Source organism: Vibrio sp. SCSIO 43140 (assembly GCF_023716585.1).
GTDB lineage: Bacteria > Pseudomonadota > Gammaproteobacteria > Enterobacterales > Vibrionaceae > Vibrio > Vibrio maritimus_B.
Map to the genome: position 1 here is coordinate 2792856 of NZ_CP071850.1, position 24894 is coordinate 2817749.

The 24894-nt window shown below is 47.5% G+C and carries 22 protein-coding genes and 1 other annotated feature; of the genes, 7 read left to right on the forward strand and 15 right to left on the reverse strand.

The genetic code is table 11. The features are described 5' to 3' along the window. Window positions 1-24: 24 nt before the first annotated feature. Window positions 25-1641, reverse strand: coding sequence for an alpha-glucoside-specific PTS transporter subunit IIBC (locus J4N45_RS13395; RefSeq protein ID WP_252011813.1), 1617 nt, complete (start codon window positions 1639-1641; stop codon window positions 25-27). A 292-nt stretch (window positions 1642-1933) separates the two neighbouring features. Between J4N45_RS13395 and J4N45_RS13400 the strand changes: the two genes are divergently transcribed. Both J4N45_RS13400 and J4N45_RS13405 read left to right on the forward strand, forming a co-directional pair. Then, window positions 1934-2632: a GntR family transcriptional regulator gene (locus tag J4N45_RS13400; protein ID WP_234495624.1), complete on the forward strand. Its 699-nt coding sequence runs from the start codon at window positions 1934-1936 to the stop codon at window positions 2630-2632. Between the two features lie 248 nt (window positions 2633-2880). Beyond that, a complete protein-coding gene (locus J4N45_RS13405; RefSeq protein WP_252011814.1) occupies window positions 2881-4371 on the forward strand; it encodes an ArnT family glycosyltransferase in 1491 nt (496 codons plus the stop codon). A gap of 729 nt (window positions 4372-5100) precedes the next feature. On the opposite strand, the gene metR is transcribed toward J4N45_RS13405, so the two are convergent. Further along, complete coding sequence (gene metR / locus J4N45_RS13410; protein ID WP_252011815.1) at window positions 5101-6012, reverse strand: HTH-type transcriptional regulator MetR; 912 nt, start codon at window positions 6010-6012, stop codon at window positions 5101-5103. 199 nt (window positions 6013-6211) lie between these two features. Between metR and metE the strand changes: the two genes are divergently transcribed. Further along, window positions 6212-8491 carry a 5-methyltetrahydropteroyltriglutamate--homocysteine S-methyltransferase gene (metE, locus tag J4N45_RS13415; RefSeq protein ID WP_252011816.1) on the forward strand — a complete coding sequence of 760 codons (2280 nt, stop codon included), beginning with the start codon at window positions 6212-6214 and terminating at the stop codon, window positions 8489-8491. A 73-nt stretch (window positions 8492-8564) separates the two neighbouring features. Here metE and J4N45_RS13420 read toward each other — a convergent pair whose 3' ends face one another. The 4 genes from J4N45_RS13420 to J4N45_RS13435 form a co-directional block, all read right to left on the reverse strand. Next, the gene (locus tag J4N45_RS13420; protein ID WP_252011817.1) at window positions 8565-8972 is read right to left on the reverse strand and encodes a GspS/AspS pilotin family protein; all 408 of its coding nucleotides are present in this window, start codon (window positions 8970-8972) and stop codon (window positions 8565-8567) included. A 17-nt stretch (window positions 8973-8989) separates the two neighbouring features. After that, the gene (locus tag J4N45_RS13425) at window positions 8990-9286 is read right to left on the reverse strand and encodes a YciI family protein (protein ID WP_234495630.1); all 297 of its coding nucleotides are present in this window, start codon (window positions 9284-9286) and stop codon (window positions 8990-8992) included. A gap of 84 nt (window positions 9287-9370) precedes the next feature. Further along, window positions 9371-9772, reverse strand: coding sequence for an acyl-CoA thioester hydrolase YciA (gene yciA / locus J4N45_RS13430; protein WP_252011819.1), 402 nt, complete (start codon window positions 9770-9772; stop codon window positions 9371-9373). Between the two features lie 86 nt (window positions 9773-9858). After that, on the reverse strand, window positions 9859-10431 hold the full coding sequence (locus J4N45_RS13435) for a septation protein A (RefSeq protein ID WP_252011820.1): 573 nt from the start codon (window positions 10429-10431) through the stop codon (window positions 9859-9861). Window positions 10432-10746: 315 nt separating this feature from the next. Here J4N45_RS13435 and J4N45_RS13440 point away from each other — a divergent pair, with 315 nt between their 5' ends. After that, the gene (locus J4N45_RS13440) at window positions 10747-12576 is read left to right on the forward strand and encodes a M4 family metallopeptidase (RefSeq protein WP_252011823.1); all 1830 of its coding nucleotides are present in this window, start codon (window positions 10747-10749) and stop codon (window positions 12574-12576) included. A gap of 80 nt (window positions 12577-12656) precedes the next feature. On the opposite strand, the gene J4N45_RS13445 is transcribed toward J4N45_RS13440, so the two are convergent. From J4N45_RS13445 to trpL2, 8 genes are all read right to left on the reverse strand, one after another. Then, complete coding sequence (locus J4N45_RS13445; RefSeq protein ID WP_252011826.1) at window positions 12657-13898, reverse strand: dicarboxylate/amino acid:cation symporter; 1242 nt, start codon at window positions 13896-13898, stop codon at window positions 12657-12659. 342 nt (window positions 13899-14240) lie between these two features. After that, window positions 14241-15059, reverse strand: coding sequence for a tryptophan synthase subunit alpha (gene trpA, locus J4N45_RS13450; RefSeq protein ID WP_252011828.1), 819 nt, complete (start codon window positions 15057-15059; stop codon window positions 14241-14243). Further along, on the reverse strand, window positions 15059-16249 hold the full coding sequence (trpB, locus tag J4N45_RS13455; protein WP_252011830.1) for a tryptophan synthase subunit beta: 1191 nt from the start codon (window positions 16247-16249) through the stop codon (window positions 15059-15061). The genes trpA and trpB overlap by 1 nt, the downstream gene beginning before the upstream one ends. A 119-nt stretch (window positions 16250-16368) precedes the next feature. Further along, entirely contained in the window at window positions 16369-17733 is a 1365-nt protein-coding gene (gene trpCF, locus J4N45_RS13460; RefSeq protein ID WP_252011832.1) for a bifunctional indole-3-glycerol-phosphate synthase TrpC/phosphoribosylanthranilate isomerase TrpF, read from the reverse strand. 25 nt (window positions 17734-17758) lie between these two features. Continuing rightward, window positions 17759-18760, reverse strand: coding sequence for an anthranilate phosphoribosyltransferase (trpD, locus tag J4N45_RS13465; RefSeq protein ID WP_234495637.1), 1002 nt, complete (start codon window positions 18758-18760; stop codon window positions 17759-17761). Between the two features lie 28 nt (window positions 18761-18788). Continuing rightward, window positions 18789-19424 carry an aminodeoxychorismate/anthranilate synthase component II gene (locus J4N45_RS13470; RefSeq protein ID WP_252011834.1) on the reverse strand — a complete coding sequence of 212 codons (636 nt, stop codon included), beginning with the start codon at window positions 19422-19424 and terminating at the stop codon, window positions 18789-18791. 5 nt (window positions 19425-19429) lie between these two features. Further along, window positions 19430-20995, reverse strand: a complete 1566-nt coding sequence (locus J4N45_RS13475) for an anthranilate synthase component 1 (protein WP_252011836.1) — start codon at window positions 20993-20995, stop codon at window positions 19430-19432. A 164-nt stretch (window positions 20996-21159) separates the two neighbouring features. Beyond that, window positions 21160-21262 (reverse strand) — a sequence feature (Trp leader region). Continuing rightward, a complete protein-coding gene (gene trpL2, locus J4N45_RS27350; RefSeq protein ID WP_503055324.1) occupies window positions 21209-21319 on the reverse strand; it encodes a tryptophan operon leader peptide in 111 nt (36 codons plus the stop codon). Its footprint overlaps the feature before it by 54 nt. Window positions 21320-21398: 79 nt before the next feature. On the opposite strand from trpL2, the gene rnm reads away from it, so the two are divergent. From rnm to rluB, 3 genes are all read left to right on the forward strand, one after another. Beyond that, window positions 21399-22295 (forward strand): RNase RNM, encoded by an 897-nt coding sequence (gene rnm, locus J4N45_RS13480; protein WP_252011838.1) that lies wholly within the window; start codon window positions 21399-21401, stop codon window positions 22293-22295. 158 nt (window positions 22296-22453) lie between these two features. Then, complete coding sequence (locus tag J4N45_RS13485) at window positions 22454-23074, forward strand: L-threonylcarbamoyladenylate synthase (protein ID WP_252011840.1); 621 nt, start codon at window positions 22454-22456, stop codon at window positions 23072-23074. Between the two features lie 139 nt (window positions 23075-23213). Next, a complete protein-coding gene (gene rluB / locus J4N45_RS13490; protein ID WP_252011843.1) occupies window positions 23214-24146 on the forward strand; it encodes a 23S rRNA pseudouridine(2605) synthase RluB in 933 nt (310 codons plus the stop codon). A 67-nt stretch (window positions 24147-24213) separates the two neighbouring features. Here rluB and J4N45_RS13495 read toward each other — a convergent pair whose 3' ends face one another. Further along, entirely contained in the window at window positions 24214-24888 is a 675-nt protein-coding gene (locus J4N45_RS13495) for a trimeric intracellular cation channel family protein (protein WP_252011845.1), read from the reverse strand. Between the last annotated feature and the right edge of the window lie 6 nt (window positions 24889-24894).

Consider the following 24894-nt stretch of genomic DNA (forward strand, 5'->3'; position numbering starts at 1 on the left):
AAACGTTGTTAGTTGTGGAGTTGTTTAGGTTGCTGGACTGAGTGTCATGTCCACGGTCTTTGAAGCGCTGTAGATCTTTTCGCACTCTTCTCTAAGCTGTGGGACATTCAGACCGATAATCACTTGAATCGCTTTGCCATTTTTCACGATGTTCACGGCGCCGGTTTCCATAAAGTATTCTGCTGACATCACTTTGCTTGGGTCTTTGACCGTGACGCGAAGTCTTGTTGCGCAGTTACTTAGGTCTTCGATGTTGTGTACGCCGCCCAAGCCTTCGATTGTCTCTACAGCTTGGATTTGTAGAGGTGTTGCACCTGCTGCCGCGCCTTTACCTGTAATACCGTGCTTTTCATTGAAGTCTTTCTTGGTGTGTAGCTTCATTTCAGCCTCGCCACGACCAGCGATTGGCACATCGAACTTGACGATAAGATACTTGAAGGTTACGTAGTAGATGGCTGTGAAACATAGGCCGATAGCAATTTGTGTAATGACCATGCTGGTGTGGTTGCCAAGCAGTGGAATCCAGTTGCCGGTTGCGAACTCAATCAGACCGCCACCCATGTTGCCGACAACGCCAAAGGTATACATCACCATTGCCATGGTACCTGCCAGAATAGCGTGGATTGCGAACAGCCAAGGTGCAATGAATAGAAAGGTAAACTCTAGTGGCTCTGTAATACCCACCAATACCGCAGTAAGTGTTGCTGGAATAAGTAGCGCTGCGACTTTCTTACGATTTTCAGGTTTCGCAGTGTGGTACATCGCTAGTGCAATACCTGTACAGCCGAAGATCTTAGAGTTGCCGTGCAGAGCGAAGCCGCCAGCAGGGAAGAGATCTTTCATCGATTGCGCAGATTGAGTAAAGGTCTCTAGGTTAGTAAACCAGTCAACAACGATGCCGTTTGGTGTCGCGACGTTACCGTAGACAAATGGCGCGTAAACAAAGTGGTGCAGACCCGTTGGAATCAAAATTCGTTCTAAGAATGTGTATAGCCAAACACCGAATGAGCCTGAGCTTACCAAGAAGCCTTGTAGGTTTAAGATGCCATGCTGGATAGAAGGCCAGATGTAAAGTGTTAGCCAAGCCGCTGGTAGCATTGCGAAGAATGAGATCATCGCGACGAATGAAGCACCTTGGAAGATACCTAAGTACGCTGGTAGCTGTTTTTCAAACGTGCGGTTATGAATCCAGGTAACAAAGCCAGAGATAATGATGGCACCAAAGATACCGGTATCTAGTGTCTTAATACCTGCAATTTCAGTCAGTCCAGAGGTACCGCCAATGGCTTGAGAGAAGTCAACGCCAAAGAACTGGCCCCAGAATCCACCCATTGCACCGACAAAGTAGTTGAAGGTGAGATAAGAGACCATGACGACCATAACAGCTCGAGCGTGAGCGGTTTTTGCAAGACCGATTGGCAGGCCAACTGCAAATAGAAGGGCCATGTTGCGGAAGATCGTCCAGCCACCTTCTTCAATGACTTGCAGAATTTGATAGTACAGACCGTCTTTATCGGCGAGGTCGCCTACAAAGATGGGGTTTTTTAGAACAATGGTTAGTCCCACTAAAATCCCGACAAAAGGGAACAGCAAAACTGGGGTAAACATTGCTCCACCTAAGCGTTGGATAGCACTTAACATGGAAGGGTCCTTTTTGTTATTGGTGTTGTTATTTATTGATGTAATAACTTTTTTGTTTCTCGTTGTCTTTCGACACCATTAACGTTACGCCTGAAAAATAAACATGACAAATATATAATGAATAAAGTGTGATTGAGTACAAATAAAGCACCAGATATGTGACTTGAGGCATAAAAAGATACCTATATAGGATGTTTATAGTCTGTGGTGAGGAGGTTGTGACGGATATGGCTTAATTGGTTATTGATTTGTATTTATGGTGGTGATAGCTTGGCAGCTACGAGGTGAGAAAATGTTATATAAAAAGGTAATGCAGGACCTTAAGTCCCGCATTGATTCGGAAGAGTTTGCCATTGGTGACACGCTTCCTACCGAGCGAGACCTTATCGATGCGTATTCCGTTAGTCGCATCACGGTGCGAAAAGCCATCGAAGAATTGGTTAAGCTCGGCTTGGTCGAAAAACGTCAGGGCGCAGGCTCGACAATTATCGGCAAAACCATGACAGGTTCTATGTCGAACCTACGCAGTACCAGTGAATATATGAGTGATGCAGGGTCGACGCTAGAGTACAAGGTGGTCGAGTTTACCCTGGCAGATCCTGATGAAGATGTGGCTGCTGCGCTAAAGATTGGTATGGATGAGAAGGTCTATTTCATTCGCCGCTTTAAGCTGATTAATGGTGTGCCATCTATCTATGAAGACTCCTATATGCCGGTTGCGATGTTCCCACAAATGAACATCATGTCGCTACAAGGTTCTAAGTATCAGTATCTTGAAAAAGATCTCGGCCTACAGATCGATGGCGCGCTACAAGATTTTGAAGCCGTGATGCCAGATAGCCATTTATGCGAGGTATTTGAAATACCTTCCGATGTTCCGATCATTCGATTGCTCTCGACGGGTAAGCTGAAAGACGGCAGTATATTTGAGTACACCAAACTCTACTTCAAACCGAATACTTATTCATACAAGCACTATCTAAAACGATAAGTGATTGTCTAGTTCGAGGGGCACATCTCCCTCGAACTCCTTCAAACTCCCCACTTTCGATACAAAGCATTACACCCCTTGACGGATTAAATATATAGACTATTTCTTTCTATATCGGCACTAATAATTCAAGCTTATGAATTATATGGGATTTTACAGAGAATTGACGTAGCGGACTTTTCTGCGCCGCTTAACCTCAGTAGAGTTTGCCGCCAAACCCCTGAAATTGACCGAGTCCAAGGGAGTCTATGCTGTCTACCATTCTTCACTTTGATCAACATCCAACGTCAACCAATGATGTTGCACGCTCACATCGAGCGGCAGCCATCTGGTGTTTCGTCTACGCAATCGCGTGGTCGTTGGTGTCCTATAATCTCGATCCTGCTGTGCCTTACGATGCCATCGAGGCATTAAACTGGGCAAGCAATGGTGAGTTGGGTAGTCCAAAGAACCCTTGGTTGGTTGGCGTTGTGGCGCGCATCCTTTTGTTGTCACCTTCGCCCGAGTTTTCTTCTGCGCATTGGTATGTTGGACACTTTGTCGTTGTCGCAGCGGGCATGCTTGGTTGCTATCGCCTTGCTTACAAGCTAACAGATTCCGTCGCGTTTGCCTGGCTTGGTATGCTGACGCTTAACTTGTCTGGTGTTATCAACTTTGATGCGATTCCTTACAACGACAACTTTTTGTTGTTTGGCTCTTGGTCTTGGATCTTGCTGCTGTTTGTCAAAGCGGTGTATGACGACTCAAGGTGGTGGATCGCTTTTGGGGTATTAGCAGGCTTATCTGCCATGGCGAAGTACTCGACGTTTGCACCCGTAGCCATGGTATTTATCTTAAGCCTGACTGTACCGAGTGTTCGTCGTTTTTGGCGTGACCGTAACTTCTATATTGGTATTGTCGCGTTCCTTGCTTTGGTCACTCCAAATTTCTTTTGGATGTTTGCAAACAACTTTTCTTCGGTGAAGTGGGTAGGGAGCCAAGTTGCTGCTCAGCTTAGCCCGGGAAGTTGGCTGGCATTGCTTTCGGTATTCTATCCGCTGATTCTTTTGGCTGGGCTATTGGGCAAACGTGGTTTGCGCTTTACGAAACAAGTGCCAGAGAAGGTGTGGCTAACGACTTTTGTTTTGTTTGCACCCCTTGTAGTGATTATGGCGTGGTTTTCGTTCCATGCCGGTGGTCGACTCGTGGAATGGCTTCACCCGTTCTTTATGCCAGCGCCAGCCGTGCTGGTGGCTTTTTTAAAGAAAGAGGTGATTGGCTCGCTGTCTCGCGCTTTCAAGGTTCTGTTCTTTATGGGGCTTTTGATGATCTTCGGTTATAGCTCGGTGATGGTGTTTAATGTGCGAAATGCGGGTCAGTATTTCTCGGGCTTTAAGACACTAAGCCATGAAGCTGAGCAGTATTGGTATGAGCATTCTGATAAACCGTTGAAATTGGTTGGGGGTTCTGGTTTGGCGGAATGGCTGACCTTCTATATCGCGCCTCACCCTATGGTAACCAACCCTTGGGATAACGCGACGCTGCCGAATATCTACAACCGCAATATCTCTGCGGAGCAAATCGAGGCGGAAGGTGCATTTTTGCTCGGTGCCGAAGGTGCTGGGTGTAGTGAGAATGCGTTCTCGCACTTTACGAGTCACTGGCCAGAGTTTGAGGTAGAGAGTACGAAAGAAGTGGTTTACAAGAATAGTCCGGAAGAGCCAGAGGTGTTGGTTTGTTTTGGGGTTGTGAGTCCGTAGTTTGGGTGATGCGAAGGTGGGAACTAGCCTTGTGTTCTCCCCCTTGATAAGGGGGAGTTAGAGGGGGTAAAGCGGACTAACAGTTAGCGTCTGAAGCTAGATTCAGCCTCCGCGTTTCACCCCTCCCAGCCTCCCCTTAGTAAGGGGAGGAGCCAGTGCTCGCTATCGCGCAGCATATTAAAAGGCGATGCGACGATAGGAGCTAGCCTTGTGTTCTCCCCCTAATATAGGGGGAGCTAGAGGGGGTAAAGCGGACTAACAGTTAGCGTCTGAAGCTAGATTCAGCCTCCGCGTTTCACCCCTCCCAGCTTCCCCTTAGTAAGGGGAGGAGCCAGCGCTTGCTATCGCGCAGCATATTAAAAGGCGATGCGACGATAGGAGCTAGCCTTGTGTTCTCCCCCTTGATAAGGGGGAGTTAGAGGGGGTAAAGCGGACTAACAGTTAGCGATTGAAGCTAGGTTCAAGCTCCGCGTTTCCACCCCTCCCAGCCTCCCGGCTACGCGCCCCGCTTACAAGGGGGAGCCAGTGCTCGCTATCGCGCAGCATATTAATAGGCGATGCGACGATAGGAGCTAGCCTTGTGTTCTCCCCCTAATATAGGGGGAGCTAGAGGGGGTAGAGCGGACTAACAGTTAGTGCCTGAAGCTAGATTCAGCCTCCGCATTTCACCCCTCCCAGCTACGCGCCCCGCTAACAAGGGGAGGAGCGATAGGCTCGCTATCGCGCCGCCTAAGCCACTTTAATCCCTTCCAAATGCTGCTGACACTGTGCTCGCGCAGTCCCAAAAAACGCTTGTAAATAGTGCTTATCTTTTTCACCATTGCGAACCGCGGCGAACAAGCGTCGCCACAAACCATCACCCAACGGCCGACTAGTAATTAATCCCTGACGTGAAAACTCATTCACCGCCCAATTCGGCAGCGCTGCAACCCCTAAACCCGCGGAGACCATCTGAACCAGCATCAATGTATTGTCCGCTTGCTTCCATTTATTGGGTTCAATTCCCGCTGGCGTAAGAAAGTGTTTGACCACATCTAAGCGCTGCTTTTGCACTGGGTAGGTAAGTAGGGTTTGGTCCGCTAAGTCTTCTGGCTCTATGTATTCTTTTTCAGCTAATGGATGGGATAGGGAAGTAACCAAGCGCATCTCGAAATCAAACAGTGGCTCATAGTGGACTTCAGAGCGAGGTTGGATGTCTGAGGTGATCACGAGATCTAACTCACCTCCGACTAACGCCGGAAGTGGTTCAAACCCAAAACCAGAAGAAAAGTCGAGTTCGACATGCGGCCATGCGAGTTGGTATTCCTTAAGGGCAGGCATGAGCCATTGAAAACAGGAGTGACAGTCTATCGCCATATGAAGTCTGCCATTCACATCCTCTTTTAACCCCGCAAGGTCGCCTTCTGCTTGAGCGATTCTAGGCAGAACCTCATTGGCTAAGTTAAGAAGGATCTCACCCTCAGAAGTAAACTTCACTGGACGAGTTTTGCGAATAAAAAGTTGGGAGCCGATACGAGCTTCAAGATCTTTTAATTGGTGAGACAGCGCTGATTGCGTCAAGTGTAATGAAGTCGCCGTTGCTGTTAATGAACCCGTGTCCCGCAGCGACGCGAGTGTTTTTAAGTGCTTTAACTCAATCATGAAATTCCCTCATCCTTAATCCCTTTTCATTAACTTACCGCGCTTTTAAAGATATGTAAACGTCTAGACGTCCAAGTAAGAATTCTTCTTCCATGAGAATTCTTCATATTTATGGTGAATGAATTGCGATTGTTCATGTTGTTCCATTGAGAGATGCTTTAGCCATCCAGACTGCTAACGAATAAAAAAGGACAATACTATGACAGCAACGCACATTCTTGGTTACCCACGCATTGGTGAAAAACGTGAGCTTAAGTTCGCCCTAGAGAAATACTGGCGCGGTGAGCTGGACCAAAACGGCTTAAAGGAAGTCGCGGCGACAATCCGTAACGAGAACTGGGCACGCCAACAGCAAGATGGCCTCGACTTTGTAACAGCAGGGGACTTTGCTTGGTATGACCATGTATTAGGTACGAGTTTGTTACTCGGTCACGTGCCTAAACGCCACAATAAGGGTTTCCCGGACCTAGATACCCTGTTCCGAATCGGTCGTGGTCAGTCCCAATCAAATTGTGGCTGTGCAGGTGAAGCAGCGTCGGACATGACGAAGTGGTTCAACACCAACTACCACTACATCGTTCCTGAGTTCTCATCTGATGATCAGTTTAAAGTGAGCTGGACACAGCTATTTGATGAAATTAACGAGGCTCAGCAGCAAGGGCATAAAGTAAAACCAGTTCTACTAGGTCCACTGAGCTACTTGTATCTGGGCAAAGAGGTGGAAGAGGGGTTCGACCGTTTGTCACTGCTTCCAAGACTGCTTACTGCCTACCAAGCAATTTTTGCTAAGTTTGAAAAACTGGGTATCGAGTGGGTACAGGTTGATGAGCCTATCTTGGCATTGGAGTTGGATAAAGTCTGGTTAGATAGCTTCAAACTCGCTTATCAAGTGATTCGAAGTGACGTGAAAGTACTACTGGCAACCTACTTTGATTCTGTCGTCGATTCACTGGATAAGATTATTGAGCTCGACGTTGATGGTCTTCATATCGATATCGCTGCAGCGCCAGCACAGCTAGATTCCGTCGTGGAACAGCTACCAAGTGAGTGGGTGTTGTCTGCGGGTATCATTAATGGTCGTAATGTATGGCGTGCTAATCTGCACAGCGCACTGCAAACACTTAAGCCAATTAAGGAGCAGTTGGGTGAAAGGCTATGGGTTGCTTCGTCTTGTTCACTACTTCACAGCCCGGTGAATGTTGAGCATGAAACTAAGCTTCCAGAAGGCACGAAAAACTGGTTCTCGTTTGCGAAGCAAAAAGTATCGGAAGTGTCGTGGCTAGCAAAAGCTCTAGATGGTGACCGTGAAGCGATAGAATACTGCGCCCAATATAGTCAGCCAATTCTAGACCGCGCTCGCTCTACGTGGGTAAACAAGCCGCAAGTACAAAACCGAGTGGCTGCACTTACTGCGACGAGCGGCGACCGCAGCGCCCCTTACATTGAGCGTGCTCATCACCAACAAGAGGTGCTAAAACTTCCTAAGCTGCCAACGACGACTATTGGCTCGTTCCCTCAAACTGCTGAAGTGCGTAAGAGCCGTGCGGCGTTCAAGCGTGGTGAGATCGGTGTCGCTGAATATGAGTCATTAATGAAAGGCTTTATCAAGGATACTGTTGAGCGCCAAGAAGCCACCGGCCTTGATGTGCTGGTTCATGGTGAAGCGGAGCGCAACGACATGGTGGAGTACTTTGCTGAAAACTTATCTGGCTTTCAAACTACGGAGTTTGGTTGGGTACAAAGTTATGGTTCACGCTGCGTGAAACCAGCGATTGTTGTCGCAGATATTGAGCGAGATAAGCCGATTACCGTTGATTGGTCGACGTATGCACAATCTCTGACTGATAAGCCAATGAAGGGGATGCTGACAGGCCCCGTGACGATTCTTTGCTGGACCTTCCCTCGAGAAGATGTCACCCGAGAGACGATTGCGAACCAGTTGGCACTCGCGCTGCAAGATGAAGTAGATGCACTGCAAAACGCAAACATCAATATCATCCAGATTGATGAGCCAGCGATTCGTGAGGGTCTGCCTCTAAAACAACGAGATCACAAAGAGTACCTCGATTGGGCAGTGAACGCGTTTAAAGTATCGGCAGCGAGTGCACGACCAGAAACACAGATCCACACTCATATGTGTTACAGCGAGTTCAACGAGATTATTGAATCGGTCGCTGAGCTGGATGCGGATGTGATTACCATCGAAACCTCGCGTTCAAACATGGAGCTACTGAACGCGTTTGAAGAGTTTAACTATCCAAATGAGATTGGTCCTGGTGTGTATGACATCCACTCACCAAACATTCCTAAAGTGGAGTGGATAGAGCAGCTTATTGAGAAAGCGGCAAAGCGCATTCCAGTAGAAAGACTATGGGTGAATCCAGATTGTGGTCTTAAAACCCGTAACTGGGAAGAAACGGAGGCGTCGTTGACTAACCTAGTGCAAGCGGCAAAAAATTTACGTGAACGCTTACTGTAGTTGAGCAGGTTTGAAGAGTTAGAGAGGAAAAAGAGGCTTGCAGATGCAAGCCTCTTTTGTCTACTTATGGCTTTTAGTTAGGAAGCGGCTGACTACAGTACTGTTGAGTCACCATTTGATCTATCATCAACTGACCACGTGTGTTGCGGATCATGATGCGGTAAGCGAGCCCTAAATCGAGATTCGCTTTCACTTCGCGGTCTGTACAGTAATAGTTCATACTGTTGCGAAGAAGCTGATCTAATGACAAAGCGCCTTTAGCATCAGTATTGTAGAGCATCATAATTTCAACCACGCCTTTGCTTGCTGATGCTTTCATGATTGACAGCGGGCCTTGCTCAATAGGCAAACCAGAAGAAATCACACTAGCGCGACTTTGCGCTAAAAGTTCGAGTTTACGGCGCTCGTCTTCACCTGTGCTCGAACAACCCGCCAGCACCGTGAGTGCGGCAATTGCTAGCCAACTTAGTTTATTTTTCATTGTGCTATTTATCGCTATTAAAGTACTTTCTTGAATGGTTTGACGATGACATTTTCGTAAACGCCAGCTTCAATGTATGGATCAGCATCAGCCCAAGCTTGAGCCGCTGCAAGCGATTCAAACTCTGCGATTACGGTTGAGCCAGTGAAACCCGCTTCACCTGGGTTCTCACTATCAATAGCTGGCATTGGACCTGCGGTCAGAAGACGACCTTCATCTCGTAGTGCTTGAAGTCTTTCTAGGTGCTGTGGGCGTACACTCAGACGCTTTTCTAGCGAGTTCTCGACATCTTGAGAAAAAATAACGTACCACATATTTGTATCCTTCAAATAGTTCAGTAACTTAATTCGTTCTATAAGATGTCATTTTTTCGATGAAAAGTCATCGTTAGGTGTCGCTTAATTTGGATTAATTGGACGTGGACGCCCATCTGCATCGATCGCAACGTAATTGAAGGTAGCTTCACAGACCTGATAGCGCTCACCAACACCTTCTACGCTGACTGGTTTCACCCAAACATCCAGATTGATGGACATTGATGTGTTACCGATGCGAGTACATTCGCCGTAGCAGCACACTACGTCACCCACTTTGACTGGGTGCTTAAAGGTGATGCCTGAAACAGAAACGGTAACGATACGTCCATGGGAAATCTCTTTCGCTAGGATACCGCCAGCAAGGTCGAGCTGAGACATGATCCAACCACCGAAAATATCACCATTGGCATTGGTGTTTTCCGGCATCGCCAACGTTCGAATGATTAGTTGACCTTTGGGAGTGTTCGATGTTGTATTTGTCATGATTATAATCTTCCAGAAACAGCACAGCGACCCGTAGGTCGCTGATTCTTAGTCGTTCGCGGAGTATACAAAAGATCCGGCGCTGATCAAGACGTATGATCTTGGTTCTCATTTTTGGAGTCTTCGTCGGCTTGCTCTTTTGGCATGTGCTTATAGATGTAAATGCCAGTAAAGACAGTAAAAAGTAGAGTCGCGATGAGCAGCCCAAACACTTTGAAGTTGACCCACACATCAAGTGGCAATGAGTACGCGACGTAAATATTCAGACCAGCGCAAAATGAGAAGAAGCCGACCCATGCGTAATTCACTTTTGCCCAGACACTATCCGGTAAGGTTAGCTCTTTGCCTAACATACCTTTGATCAAGCCACGCCCCATTGCATGAGTCACTGCGAGTGCGATGGCGAACAGCGCATAAACAATGGTCACTTTCCACTTAATGAAGTTGTCATCATGGAAGAAGATGGTCATGCCGCCGAATACTGCCACCATAGCAAACGTAATGAGCTGCATTTTTTCTACCTTCTTGTATAGAAGGTAGGTCACACCTATTTGAACGGCAGTGGCTACGATAAGCGCCCCTGTCGCCACGTAAATATCCTGCATTTTGTACAAGACGAAGAAAATAATCAGGGGGATAAAGTCGAGTAGTTGCTTCATTGGTTGAGCTAAGCCTTTTTATAGAATATCGCTGTAGTGTATCGAAAAGTCCTCGCAGCATAAAACGGTAATAGGAGGCTGGAAGCAGTAACACAGTTTTCATTATTACTATTATCTAGCACGTCAATTGCACCAGAATGCAGCAGCTATTGATAGAATAGCGCCTGTAAATGTTTACGAAATGTTAATAACCGAGTTTTTGCTCTATTCTTGTTTGTTACAGATATGTTGCATATGTTTTTACTTCAATCGGACTTTGATTAACTGATTGAATTATAAGTATTAATCATATCAATAATATTCAAGGACTTCAGAATGAACAATGTAACACGTCAAACTAGGTGGCTTATTGGAGTGACGAGTATAGCTATGGCTATGTCGGTAAATGCAGCAGAGCTTGTTGAAATGACCGATGCGACTAAGGCACTAGCGCTTATCGACGCGCAGTTTAGTATCGTCCCTCAAGCCGATGCTTACACAGAGATCAAACGTGTCACCCTGCCAAATGGTAAGACTAAGGTGAAATATCAGCAGCTCTATCAGGGGGTGCCGGTCTATGATGCAACAATTACATCGACCAAAGGAGAGCAGGGTATCTCTGAAGTATACGGTGTGATGGCTCAAGGATTGGCAAGTGATATACCCGTGGTCAAATCAAACATTTCAAGCGATGAAGCGTTAGAGCTTGCAGAGCGTCATCACTTTACACTGCATAGCGCAGTGACCAGCGATAAACCGGATATTGAAAATCGCCATTCGAAACTCATGGTGAGAGTCGGAGAGGACCAAGTTGCACGTATGGTGTATCTGGTCGATTTTTTTGTGGCAGGTGAGTCGCCAGAGCGACCGTTTATGTTTGTCGATGCAGAGTCTGGGGCGATCTTGGACTCTTGGGATGGCATAAATCACGCTCATGCAACGGGACCCGGTGGAAACAGTAAAACTGGCGCGTATTACTTCGGACAGGACTTCCCGTCTATTTTAATGAGTAAGTCGGGTAACACCTGTACGATGTCGAATGAGAACGTAAAAACGGTCAACCTTAACGGCGCAACCTCGGGCTCGACGGCGTTTAGCTATACCTGTAACGATTCAACCAACTACAACGATTACAAGACAGTTAATGGTGCCTACTCGCCAATAAACGATGCTCAGTACTTCGGTAATGTGGTGTTTGATATGTTCCAAGACTGGATGCAAACAGCCCCCTTGACCTTTCAACTGACTATGCGCGTTCACTACGGAAGTAACTACGAGAATGCGTTCTGGAATGGCTCATCGATGACCTTCGGAGATGGCCAGAATCGTTTCTACCCATTGGTGGATATTAACGTGAGTGCCCATGAAGTCAGTCATGGCTTCACCGAGCAGAACTCAGGCTTGGTTTACAAAGACATGTCAGGCGGTATGAATGAAGCTTACTCGGACATTGCGGGTGAAGCGGCAGAATATTACATGCGTGGCAGCGTCGACTGGATAGTGGGTGCGGATATCTTCAAAGGCGATGGTGGTCTTCGTTACTTTGACCAACCTTCGAAGGACGGTAAGAGCATTGATGATGCTTCACAATACTATGATGGCATTAATGTTCACTATTCGAGTGGTGTCTTCAATCGAGCTTTCTATTTGATGAGCACCAAATACAACTGGGATATCAAATCTGGCTTTCAGGTGTTTACTCTGGCTAACCAAATGTATTGGGGCGCGAACAGTACCTTTGATCAAGGTGGTTGCGGTGTGGCAAAAGCTGCGGATGACTTGTCGTTTAAACGCGACGATGTTGTAAAAGCCTTTGCTGAAGTGGGCGTGGATGCGAGTTGTGGGGTAACAACGCCAACGCCAGACAATGAGCTTAAGCTTGGACAATCAATTACGGGTCTTAGCGGTGCATATAACAGTACCGACTACTACACCTTCAAACTAGAGAGTAGTGCAACTGTCACGGTTGCTATCGAAGGTGGAGCAGGAGATGCCGACCTCTACGTAAAGAAAGGCAGTAAACCGACAACTTCAAGCTACGATTGTCGACCATATCGCAACGGTAACTCTGAAACGTGCTCAATCAACGCTGAAGCGAATACGACCTATCATGTAATGTTGCGAGGCTATCGCGAATACTCGGGTGTCACACTGTCACTGAACTAGCGACTATCTTCGAAAAGCAATTGCCAACAAAAAAGGGCTGCACCTATAGGTGTCAGCCCTTTGCTATTGAAAGCGTTAGATTATGCTTGTTGTTTTTGAAGCTCAGCTTGCTCTTCTGCTGCTTCTTCTTCAACTAGTGCGTCAACGATAACTGCACAAGCCGCATCACCCGTGATGTTTAGTGCTGTACGAATCATGTCGAAGATACGGTCAAGAGCGAACAGTAGTGGTAGACCTTCGATTGGAATACCTGCCGCCAGTAGTACTGCAACAACAAGGAACGAAGGACCAGGAACACCTGCTTGACCAACTGCGCCTAGGGTAGACGTCACGATGATAGCAATGTAAGCACCCATTGAAAGGTCGATGTTGAATAGCTGTGCAAAGAAGATAGCAACTAGGCCGTAGTAGATCGCGTTACCAGACATGTTGATCGTCGCACCCAGAGGCAGAACGAATGATGCCGTTGAGTTTTTAACGCCTAGCTCTTTCTCTACCGTGTCCATTGTCACTGGTAGTGTTGCCATTGATGAAGCGGTTGATAGTGCAACTGCTTGAGGCTTTTTCATCGCACTGATGAACTTCTTCGCAGAGGTCTTAGTGAACAGTTGAATCATCAGTGGGTAAGCTACGAAACCGAAGATAAGGATTGCGGCGATGTAGACAACGAACAGCTTGAACACGACCATCAGTGCGCCAAAGCCGAATGTACCCACAGCCTCAGCCATAAGGCCAAATACACCGATAGGTGCGATGATCATCACCTTGTTGATCATCCATACCATGACGTCAACGATCGCGTTTACACCGTTTAGTAGTGGGTCACGACGAGTAGACTCAAGCTTAGATAGACCGATACCGAAGAACAGACAGAACACAAGGATCTGTAGAATGTTTGCTTCATTTAGGGACTGGAAAACGTTAGTTGGGATCATACCGGTTAGGGTCGCCCAGAAAGAGGGTAGTTCACCTTTTGAAGCGTATTCAGATGAGAACATGCCTTCGATACCCGCAGTATCGATGTTTACGCCTGGTTGGAAGACTTCACCCATAACTAGAGCAAGTGCAACCGCAAGTGCTGAAGTCAGACCGAAGTAGGCGAGTGTTGTCGCGCCAACTTTACCGGCGTTACTGCTGTTGCCAAGACCTGCAGCACCAGAAATCAGTGCAACGGCAACCAAAGGAATCACCAACATCTTGATAAGATTGATGAAGATGGTACCTAGTGGAGCAAACATAGAAGCAGATTCACCCATCATGGCACCAATAAGGGTACCGAGGATCATTGCAATCACAACTTGGACGCCAATGTTATTTAGCATCAACTTTTCTTTTAACACTTCCTTAACTCCTGTGCTATTTATTTATCAAATCCTAGAATAGTCGTTTACTTGAACGGAAAATAACAGACTAATCTTCGGTGGCAATTTTTACACTTATTTAGCACTTGGCGCAACAACAGAAATCGAAATCATGTAAAAAACTGCGAAAAAACCGAATGAATGGTGAACAAATACTCGAAAGCAAACGTTTGCTATTGGTCGGGTGAATTGTTATTGGTCGATTTTTGGGCAGGGTTATCGATATTTAGGGTGTGGGGAATATTGAGATGTAAAAAAAAGGTTGCACGATAAGTGCAACCTTTTTGGATGGTAAAGCAGTGATTAACGCTGTGTCGCTGCCTTCATAGATTTAACAAACTGAGACAGTTCGTTCAGCATAGTCTCTGGTGCATCGACATTTTTTTCGATGATTTTCACAACCGCTGAGCCTGAGATCGCGCCTGCAGCGCCAGCGTCTAGAGCTTGTTTCACTTGCTCTGGTTCAGAAATACCAAAGCCAAGCAGTGAAGGCGGTGCATCGAACTTGTTCAACTTTTCTAGCTGTGTGTTCATCGGCATGTTTGCCTTGGTTTCAGTACCCGTTACACCCGCGCGAGAAAGCAGGTAAGTGTAACCGCCGCCAAGTTTTGCAACTTGCTCGATGGTCTCTTCACTTGCTGTTGGCGGAGCGATGAAGATTGGGTGTACACCGTGCTTGTGTGCTGCTTCTACGAATTCTTTGCTTTCGTTGGTTGGAACGTCTGCGATAAGCACCGAATCCACACCGACATCTGCACATTGCTTATAAAACGCATCGACACCCTTTGAGTAAACGAGGTTAGCGTACATAAGCAGGCCAATAGGCGTCTCTGGGTACTTTTCACGAATCTTCGCGAGCATATCGAAGCAGATAGCAGGGGTCGTTTTTGCGTCCAGCGCACGGATATTAGCGCCTTGGATTGTTGGACCGTCCGCTTGAGGATCTGAAAACGGCATACCTAGCTCTAGTGCGTCTGCACCAGACTCAATCAAGGTTTCCATGATCTGTAGCGACAGCTCTGGGCTTGGATCACCCATAGTGACGAAAGGAACGAATGCGCCCTGATTCTTCTCGCCCAAACGAGCGAACATCTCTTTATAACGATCTTGATTCAGGCTCATTACATTACTCCTTTTTCTTTTAGAATGTCGTGTACAGTAAAGATATCTTTGTCACCGCGACCTGATAGGTTCACGACAAGAAGCTGCTCTTTTTCTGGGTTTTCACGTGCCATTTTAAGCGCGTAAGCTAGGGCGTGAGAAGACTCTAGCGCAGGGATAATACCTTCATGCTTCGCTAGCTCTTGGAATGCATCGAGTGCTTCGTCATCGGTAATTGCGCCGTATTCTGCACGACCAATCGCGTTAAGGTGTGCGTGCTGAGGACCCACAGATGGGAAGTCTAGACCAGCCGAAACAGAGTAAGACTCTTCAATCTGACCGTTAGGGTCTTGCATCAATGGCGCTTTCATACCAAAGAAAATACCTGTTGTGCCGTGTTTTAGCGGTGCACCGTGCTGATCAGTATCAATACCAAGACCTGCTGGCTCCACACCAATTAGACGTACTGATTCTTCTTCGATGAAGTCTGCGAACATACCGATAGCGTTAGAACCACCGCCTACACAAGCGATGACGGCATCTGGAAGCTTGCCTTCACGAGCCAGTATTTGGTTTTTGGTTTCTTCGCCAATCATGCGTTGGAACTCACGCACGATAGTTGGGAATGGGTGAGGACCTGCCGCAGTACCCAGTAGGTAGTGCGCGTCTTCGTAGCTTGCTGACCAGTCACGTAGCGCTTCGTTACATGCATCTTTCAATGTTGAAGAGCCAGAGTGTACAGGAATCACTTCTGCACCCATCAGACGCATACGGAATACGTTAGGGCTTTGACGTTCAACGTCTTTCGCACCCATGTAAACGCGACACTTAAGGTCAAGTAGAGCACACGCAAGAGCGGTTGCTACGCCGTGCTGACCAGCGCCAGTTTCGGCGATGATCTCTTTTTTACCCATGCGCTTAGCAAGCAGTGCTTGACCAAGTACTTGGTTAGTTTTGTGCGCACCGCCGTGAAGGAGGTCTTCACGCTTTAGGTACAGCTTAGTTTTGGTGCCTTTTGTTAGGTTGCGAGTCAGCGTTAGCGCGGTTGGGCGGCCAGCGTATTCTTGCAATAGCTCCATGAACTCTGAGCGGAACTCAGCGTCGTCTTGAGCGTCGATGAAGGCTTGCTCTAGTTGATCCAGTGCAGGCACTAGGATCTGTGGTACGAACTGTCCACCGTATTCACCAAAGTAGGCATCTAATTTAGACATGGTTAATTCCTCAATAATCCACTTGCTCGAGCCTTTACAAACGATGATTCGTTGTCGAGCAAGTTTTAATAATTCTTAGTGTATGACCTTAACTCATTGGGTGTCGTTAATCTGGACGGTTAGTAGTCTCGGATTAGCGCGAACGCTTGGTTTAACTTGTCAGCGTCTTTCTTACCCGGTGCTGACTCAACGCCTGAGTTTAAGTCTAGTCCGATGCAGCCAAGTGTACTGGCTTGCTTGATGTTGTCTGGAGACAAGCCGCCTGCCAACATCACATCGCTTGTGTTGTTTAACAGTTGCCAGTCAAAGCTTTGACCCGTGCCGCCAGATTGCTCGCCAACCTTGGCATCCAATAGGTGACGGTCTGCTTTAATTGCAGTGAGGTCAGGAATGGCATCGGTCACGCCGTGCGCTTTCCAGATTTTTACGTCATCATTCAGAAGTGGGGTCAGCGTATCGATGTAGGCTTGGTCTTCGTCACCATGAAGCTGTACGGCTGACAGTTTTAACTCGTTAGCCGTGTTAGCCACAAACTCTGGGTTGTGGTTTTGGAACACACCCACAAACTCAAGAGGTGCGCCGCTCATCACCATGCGAGCCGATTCGGCATCAACAAAGCGAGGCGATTTTTCAACAAAGATCAGTCCGCCTTTTACTGCGCCCGCTTGATAAGCTTTCGCCGCGTCGTCAGCATGAGTTAAACCACAGACCTTGTTCTCACCCAGCAGAACTTTACGAACCGCAAGCTCAAGGTTGTCTTCTGCCATGAGCGAGCTACCGATCAGGAAGCCATTTGCATAGGCACAAAGGTCACGAACCTGCTGGTGGTTGTAGATACCAGACTCCGAAATGATGATGGTGCCTTCCGGCAGTTTCGGTGCCAACTCCTTGGTGCGATCTAGGTTAACCGATAGGTCGCGAAGGTTGCGGTTGTTGATCCCGACTACCTTTGCGCCAAGCGCAATCGCGCGCTCAAGTTCTTCTTCGTTGCTCACTTCGGTCAAAATGCCTAGCTCAAGAGACTCTGCAACTTCCGCGAGCTCACGGTATTCTTCATCATTAAGCACTGATAGCATCAGCAAGATAGCATCTGCATTGTAATGACGAGCTAGATACACTTGATAGGTATCAATCATGAAGTCTTTACACAGTACTGGCTGCTTAACTTGGCCGCGCACTTGAGGTAGGAAGTCGAAGTTTCCTTGGAAGTACTTTTCATCGGTCAGTACAGAAATCGCGCTAGCGTGATTGTTGTAAACCGAGGCAATGTAATCGAGGTCAAAATCATCACGGATAAGACCTTTTGATGGTGATGCTTTTTTACACTCTAAAATGAACGCGGTCTTACCTGTCGAGAGCGCACCATAGAAGCTGCGATCGGATGGAACGAGATCCGCTTTGAAGCTCTCTAGTGGTTGAGTTTGCTTACGCTCCTCAACCCAAATCTTCTTATCATCGACGATTTTTGCTAATACTGTTTCCATTGTCTTTTCCTGTTGATTCGCCGAGTTACTTGCCGTGTGCTGCCAGCTTTTGGACGAGCTCGTATGCTTTACCGGAGTTCATTGCCTCGATGGCTTGTGCTGCGTTAGCTTTGAGGTCTTCATGACCAAATAGTTTCATTAGCAGAGCAACGTTTACCGCTACAGCGCCTAATTGCGCGTCCGATCCTTTGCCCGTTAGCATGTTGGTAATGATGGCGCGGTTTTCTTCCGGCTCACCACCTTTGATCGCCTCTAGCGGGTAAGACTCTAAACCGAAGTCTGCTGGTGTTAGGGTGTATTCGGTGATCTTGCCGTCTTGGATTTCTGCTACCAGAGTTTCACCATGAATAGCTACCTCATCCAAACCACTACCGTGAACCACAGCCGCGCGCTTCATACCCATTTGTAGCATGGTTTCTGCAATAGGACGAACCAGTTTTGCATCATAAACACCCATCAATTCGATGTTTGGGCGAGCTGGGTTGATTAGAGGGCCTAAGATGTTAAAGATGGTGCGAGTCTTCATCGTTTGACGCACTGGCATCGCATGGCGCACACCACCGTGATACTGAGGTGCGAATAGGAAGGCTACGCCAATTTCATCGACTGCGCTGCGGGTATCTTCCGCCGACATAGCCAAGTCGATGCCAAATGAATCAAGTAGATCTGAAGAGCCAGACTTACTCGATACACCACGGTTACCGTGTTTTGCGACTTTCAGGCCACACGCTGCTGCCACAAATGCAGCCGTTGTTGAGATGTTGATGGTGTTGGCGCCGTCGCCACCTGTGCCTACGATGTCGGCGAAGTCATAATCAGGACGAGGGAATGGGTTCGCGTTGGCAAGCAGTGCTTTTGCTGCGCCCGCGATCTCGTCTGGTGTTTCACCTTTGATTTTCAGTGCTGTCAGAGCCGCTGACATTAGGATTGGGTCAAGCTCGCCTTTGATAATCGTGTCAAACAACGACTGGCTCTCTTCTTGGGTCAGATCCAGTTGGTCGTAAAGTTTGTTGATAATGGTTTCCATAATTACGATTCCTTAGTTGTTTGAATTCTTAAGCCGATTTGGTTTCGCTAGATTTTTCTGTCGCCCAAGAGATGGCATTGCTAAGCAGTGTCGCACCGTAGGTCGTCATAATAGACTCTGGGTGGAACTGAAAACCACAGATACGATCTTGCTCGTTCACGACTGACATCACTAGACCATCAACTTGCGCAGTCACTTCCAATGAGTCAGGCACTTTCGTTGCCACGAGAGAGTGATAACGAGCAATGGCTAGCGGTGAAGGTAAACCTTCGTAGATAGCGTGGTTATCGTGCGCCATCATTGATACTTTGCCGTGAATGATTTCTCCAGCGCCTGCTACCACACCACCGTATGCTTCTACGATGGCTTGGTGGCCAAGGCATATACCGATCATGGGTACTTTGCCACGCAATGTCTTAATCAGCTCTGGCATACAACCCGCTTCTGAAGGCGCACCGGGACCCGGTGAAAGTACAACCACAGGGTTATCGAGCTCTAGTACTGCTTTAGCGATTTTGTCTGCGGCAATATGGTTGCGATAAATCTTAACGCTGTGTCCTAGGCTTCGGAACTGATCCACTAGGTTGTAGGTAAATGAGTCAAAGTTATCGACAAATACGATATTGGCGAGTTCGTTGTTCACTGAATTTGTAGTGTTAGACATCGTGATTACCCCTTGTGCGCCGTTTTGATTGCTGAAATAACGGCTTGCGCCTTACCACGAGTCTCATCCGCTTCGGATTGAGGGTCAGAGTCAAAGACCACACCAGCACCTGCTTGAACTTGAGCAATACCGTCTTCAACGTACGCTGAGCGGATTACGATACAGGTATCCAAATCACCAGCACCGTTCATGTAGCCAACAGCGCCGCCGTAGCTGCCGCGAGTTTGACCCTCGAATTGACGAATCAGTTGCATTGCTCGAATTTTAGGAGCGCCGGTGAGCGTGCCCATATTCATACAAGCTTGGTAGCCGTGCAGCGCATCTAGGTCAACACGAAGCTGACCGACAACACGAGACACTAAGTGCATCACGTGACTGTAGCGGTCTGTTTTTAGAAGGTCGGCTACATGGCGAGAGCCGGGCTCTGCAATGCGAGCCACGTCGTTACGTGCTAGGTCAACCAGCATCATGTGCTCCGCGTTCTCTTTCATGTCGCTACGAAGCTCGAGCTCGATGCGGCTATCAAGGTCTTTGTTGATGCTGCCATCTGCATTCTTGCCACGACGTCGAGTACCTGCGATAGGGTAGATCTCAATTTGGTTTGAGTCTTTGCCGTACTTAAGTGCACTCTCTGGAGAGGCACCAAACAGAGTAAACAGCTCATCTTGCATATAGAACATGTAAGGGCTTGGGTTGCTCTGCTTCAGCTCTTTGTAGGCAGCAAGAGGTGAAGGACATGGCAGTGTGAAACGGCGAGATGGTACAACTTGGAAGATGTCGCCACGAACCACGTACTCTTTTAAGTCGCGAACGATTTGGCAAAAGTCTTCATCTGAGATGCTGACGTCTTCTTGAATACCTTCGACTTTCGTTGCCGCTGGCACCATTTTTAGGTTCTCGCATTGCTGGCTGATCTCTGTGATTCGGCCGCGAATACGTGCAAGTTCGGCATCGTCGTGGTTAAAGAGGGTCGTTTGTAGGTCGCAAGACTCTTTTTGGTGGTCGACGACCAGCAGGCTCTCAGCAACATAGAATACAAAGTCTGGACACTGGTTCGCTTGGTTTGCATCGCCCAGTGGCTCAAAGTTCGCAACGATGTCGTAAGCAAATAAGCCGCCCATGAAAATGGCGTTCTTGTCTAAACCGCTCAGGTCAAAGCTGTGTTGAACGAGACGAAGCGCATCAAAAGAGGAGGCTTCACGAAGTCGAGAGTCTTCATCTAGCGTGTCATCTGGCATTTCAAACTGAACGACGAGCTCATTGTCTGTTAGCGTGTGTTTGATGTCGTCAGCAATGTTTTGAGCAATGATGTTAAGAAGATTGACACCGTTTGTGGTCAGCGCTTCATAGCGTACCTTGTGACCTTCACACACAATACGAACGGCAGAATCAACGATAAGTAGGCTCTGTAGGTCTTGTTTTGAGTCGATTTCAGCAGACTCAAGTAGCAGACTATCGGTTTTGTTTTCACACAGGGTGTGAAACAGTCTGGTTGGGTCTTGCGCGTATGGCACTTGGAGAGAAAGGACTTCCAATCGACCCTGTTTATTGATGCTAATGGCTTTATTCACAAAAGCTCCTTTTAATCTTGAATCTGCTGTTGCAACAATCTTGGTTCACCTAGCGGTCATTAAGCTATAGTCGCACAATTAAAACGTTTGCCCAACGCTCAATGTACCCAAATTGTTGCTAAAATAATCGTTTAAATTGAATTCTTTGTCAGATGAATCGAAAAACAAAAAAGCCCACTCGATTGAGTGGGCTTTAATCAAATTCGGGTTTGATTATGCACGCAAAAAAGCCCACTCGGATTGTGTCCAAGTGCGCCACCAACCTACTAGAGCATTAACCCCAAGGTTTAAAGGTTTTTTGAATGTATGAATATCGAGTAACATACGTGCCTAATCTCAAAATCTGTATCTGCGTACTAGTTAACTAGTTCGTGCGGCAAAAGTCAACCGAAAATGTGAAAAAATGAAGATAGATTTACACAGTCACACTACCGCCTCTGATGGCCGATTATCGGTTGCTGATCTCTTAGACAGAGCCATAAGCTTCGATGTAAAAGTTCTGGCGATTACTGACCATGACACCTTAGACGCGTTGCCTACCGCGCATCAGCTAATTGACGAGCAGTCCCTGCCTATTGAGTTGGTGAACGGCATCGAAATTTCGACGGTCTGGCAGAATAAAGACATTCATATTGTCGGGCTTGGTGTAGACATTGACTCCCCTGAATTAAATGCGCTGATCCGTGCTCAGCAAGCCAGAAGAGTAGAGCGCTCTGAACTCATCGCGCATCGACTGGAAAAAGCAACCCGTGAGGGTTTGCTTGAAGAGGTGAAGGCGATAGCGGGCGATGCCCCAATCACTCGCGCTCATTTTGCGAAATGGCTGGTGGACAATGGCTACGCGAAAAACATGCAGCAGGTGTTCAAGAAGTTTATGACGCGCAATAACACCGGCTATGTGCCACCAAACTGGTGCACTATGTCAGAAGCGGTGGATGCCATTCATCAAGCGGGTGGGGTAGCCGTGCTGGCGCATCCGGGCCGTTATCAGTTAACGGCTAAGTGGCTAAAGCGTCTACTGACGGCATTTGTTGAAGCTAATGGCGATGCCATGGAAGTGGCTCAGCCACAACAAAGTCAACAAGAAAGGCGCAACCTCGCAGATTATGCGATACAATACAATCTATTAGCTTCACAAGGGTCAGATTTCCACTATCCTTCCCCTTGGATGGAGTTAGGTAGAAACCTATGGCTGCCATCAGGGGTAGAGCCAGTATGGGACCGCCTACCATTAAAGACAGCAACTTCGCTGACGACCACTACAATTGAGGGTGGTGCTGAAGATGGTGAAAAAGAATAACGAAGCCGATATCTTTTGGCCTTGGCGTTTGTCCAAATAGACATAAGCATCTTCACCTCACTTTCTTTTGATTCATTATCGTATTGAAGAGACAGCTCTTGAAGTCGAACGACAGGGAAGGTCGTACCGAGAGCGTCCTTAAGTTTGAAGGAATAACAATGAGCCAATTTTTTTATGTACACCCAGACAACCCGCAGGCACGCTTGATCACTCAAGCGGTTGCCATTATTCGTAACGGCGGTGTCATTATCTACCCAACCGACTCTGGTTATGCACTTGGCTGTCAGCTTGAAAACAAACAAGCGTTAGAGCGTATTTGCCAGATCCGTCGCCTCGATGACAAACATAACTTCACTCTGCTGTGTCGTGACTTGTCTGAGCTATCTCTTTACGCACGTGTTGATAACACGGCATTCCGTCTGTTAAAGAACAACACACCGGGTCCTTACACCTTTATCTTCAAAGGCACGAAGGAAGTCCCGCGCCGTTTGATGAATCCAAAGCGTAAGACGATTGGTATTCGTGTTCCAAACAATCAAATTGCCCTGGATTTGCTCGAGGCGCTTGGTGAGCCATTGATGTCAACATCGTTAATTTTGCCTGGTAACGAAGTGACAGAATCGGATCCTGAAGATATCCGTGACAAGCTAGAGCATGCGGTAGATTGCATCCTAAATGGTGGCTATTTAGGCGAGCAACCTACGACAGTGATTGACTTTAGTGACGACGAAGCAAAAGTTCTACGTGTTGGTGCAGGCGACCCAGAACCATTCGAGTAGAGTTTTGAATGTTTTCTTACTAAATTAGTGAAGAAACTTGATGCGTGAATCAGGTTTCTTTGCGATAATACGCGACCGCGATTTTTAGGTCGCATTATCTGGTTTCGACGTCTGTGAAGACGACATTATAGGTAGGTAAATGAGCGAAAAATTACAAAAAGTGCTTGCTCGCGCAGGCCACGGTTCTCGTCGTGAACTTGAAACCCTGATTAAATCTGGGCGCGTGAGTGTGAATGGTCAGGTAGCAAGACTGGGCGAACGTCTGGAAGACGAAAATGCGGTCATCCGTATCGATGGTCATACTGTTTCTGCCAAAGCACAAGAAGAAGTGGTTTGTCGAGTTCTGGCCTACTACAAGCCGGAAGGTGAGCTGTGTACACGTCACGACCCTGAAGGTCGTCGTACCGTATTCGACCGCTTGCCGAAGATCCGCGGTTCTCGCTGGATTTCTGTTGGTCGTCTTGACGCCAACACATCAGGTCTACTTCTTTTCACGACCGATGGTGAACTGGCTAACCGCCTAATGCACCCAAGCCGCCAAGTTGAGCGTGAATACCTTGTACGTGTATTTGGTGAAGTGAACGAGCAAAAAGTTCGCAACGTGGTAAACGGTGTTGAGCTTGACGATGGTATGGCTCGCTTCGAAGACGTGGTTTACGCGGGTGGTGAAGGTATGAACCACACCTTCTACGTTGTTATCAACGAAGGTCGTAACCGTGAAGTACGTCGTCTGTGGGAGTCTCAAGAGACCACAGTTAGCCGCCTTAAGCGTGTTCGCTACGGCGACATCTACCTAGACAAGAAACTGCCTCGTGGCGGTTGGATGGAGCTAACTCTAAAAGAAGTAAACTACCTACGTGAGCTAGTTGAACTTCGTCCAGAGAAAGAGACCATGCTAGACCAAAGCCAGAACACCTCTCGTCAGCGTGAGCGTTCTCGCAGCCAGAAAATTCGTCGCGCAGTACGTCGCCACGAAGAGCGTGCAAATGCACCAAAAGGTCGTAGCAACCAACAGCGTCGTAATAAGAAGTCTTCAGGCGAGCAGGGCGCTCGTAGTAAGACGCGTCGCTAATCACGGCAGCTATCGAATACTAAGAAAACCAGCGTAAGCTGGTTTTTTTGTGTCTGACGTTTGGGTATTAACTCTCGTTTTCTTGGCTCTTAACAAGAGTAAATCGCTGACCGAGCAGCGCCCAGTTTGGTACTCCAATATTGAAGTAGATGGACAGTGAACGACCGGCAATGATGAGCAAGATACAGAGTGTCGAGCTAAGTACCGACCACTGTGGAGCGAGACTTAAAACAACGCAGTGCATGGCACAGCCTAGTGCGATAGGAATCGCGTAGAGTTCGCTTTCAAAAAGTAGAGTAGGCCTTTGCATCAACATATCTCTGACAATGCCACCACCTACCGCAGTTATTAAGCCCATAAACACAGGAGCGATAGGGAGTCCAAACCCAAGCGCCCAGGCTTTGTTGGTGGCCTGAATGGCAAACAGAGCGATAGCAAAGGCATCAATATGAAGATAGAACTCATTTATCCAACGCTTTTTCAGCAAGCCAAAGAAAACGAAACCCAACAGGCTCGCGCTGATCGAGATCCACACATAGCTAAGGTCTTGAGACCAAAAGACAGGGACATCCAACATGAGGTCACGCATGGTTCCCCCGCCTATTGAAGTGATAAGTCCTAGTATGATGAGTGAGAAAATATCGACTCGTCTTTTACTTGCGGCCAGTACGGCCGACAGCGCAAAAGCGGCGGTTCCAAGTACGGTGACTACTTCACTGAAAATTTCTTGACCAGAGCTCATTTTTTG

Excerpts from the sequence above, each read along its gene's own strand:
- rnm (WP_252011838.1), top strand. The coding sequence starts at position 21,399 with ATGAAGATAGATTTACACAGTCACACTACCGCCTCTGATGGCCGATTA.
- rluB (WP_252011843.1), top strand. The coding sequence starts at position 23,214 with ATGAGCGAAAAATTACAAAAAGTGCTTGCTCGCGCAGGCCACGGTTCT.
- J4N45_RS13395 (WP_252011813.1), bottom strand. The coding sequence starts at position 1,641 with ATGTTAAGTGCTATCCAACGCTTAGGTGGAGCAATGTTTACCCCAGTT.
- J4N45_RS13495 (WP_252011845.1), bottom strand. The coding sequence starts at position 24,888 with ATGAGCTCTGGTCAAGAAATTTTCAGTGAAGTAGTCACCGTACTTGGA.
- yciA (WP_252011819.1), bottom strand. The coding sequence starts at position 9,772 with ATGACAAATACAACATCGAACACTCCCAAAGGTCAACTAATCATTCGA.
- J4N45_RS13420 (WP_252011817.1), bottom strand. The coding sequence starts at position 8,972 with ATGAAAAATAAACTAAGTTGGCTAGCAATTGCCGCACTCACGGTGCTG.
- trpB (WP_252011830.1), bottom strand. The coding sequence starts at position 16,249 with ATGTCTAAATTAGATGCCTACTTTGGTGAATACGGTGGACAGTTCGTA.
- trpA (WP_252011828.1), bottom strand. The coding sequence starts at position 15,059 with ATGAGCCTGAATCAAGATCGTTATAAAGAGATGTTCGCTCGTTTGGGC.
- trpL2 (WP_503055324.1), bottom strand. The coding sequence starts at position 21,319 with ATGTTACTCGATATTCATACATTCAAAAAACCTTTAAACCTTGGGGTT.
- J4N45_RS13405 (WP_252011814.1), top strand. The coding sequence starts at position 2,881 with ATGCTGTCTACCATTCTTCACTTTGATCAACATCCAACGTCAACCAAT.
- J4N45_RS13440 (WP_252011823.1), top strand. The coding sequence starts at position 10,747 with ATGAACAATGTAACACGTCAAACTAGGTGGCTTATTGGAGTGACGAGT.
- trpD (WP_234495637.1), bottom strand. The coding sequence starts at position 18,760 with ATGGAAACCATTATCAACAAACTTTACGACCAACTGGATCTGACCCAA.
- J4N45_RS13470 (WP_252011834.1), bottom strand. The coding sequence starts at position 19,424 with ATGTCTAACACTACAAATTCAGTGAACAACGAACTCGCCAATATCGTA.
- trpCF (WP_252011832.1), bottom strand. The coding sequence starts at position 17,733 with ATGGAAACAGTATTAGCAAAAATCGTCGATGATAAGAAGATTTGGGTT.
- J4N45_RS13425 (WP_234495630.1), bottom strand. The coding sequence starts at position 9,286 with ATGTGGTACGTTATTTTTTCTCAAGATGTCGAGAACTCGCTAGAAAAG.
- J4N45_RS13445 (WP_252011826.1), bottom strand. The coding sequence starts at position 13,898 with ATGCTAAATAACATTGGCGTCCAAGTTGTGATTGCAATGATCCTCGGT.
- J4N45_RS13400 (WP_234495624.1), top strand. The coding sequence starts at position 1,934 with ATGTTATATAAAAAGGTAATGCAGGACCTTAAGTCCCGCATTGATTCG.
- J4N45_RS13435 (WP_252011820.1), bottom strand. The coding sequence starts at position 10,431 with ATGAAGCAACTACTCGACTTTATCCCCCTGATTATTTTCTTCGTCTTG.
- metE (WP_252011816.1), top strand. The coding sequence starts at position 6,212 with ATGACAGCAACGCACATTCTTGGTTACCCACGCATTGGTGAAAAACGT.
- J4N45_RS13485 (WP_252011840.1), top strand. The coding sequence starts at position 22,454 with ATGAGCCAATTTTTTTATGTACACCCAGACAACCCGCAGGCACGCTTG.
- metR (WP_252011815.1), bottom strand. The coding sequence starts at position 6,012 with ATGATTGAGTTAAAGCACTTAAAAACACTCGCGTCGCTGCGGGACACG.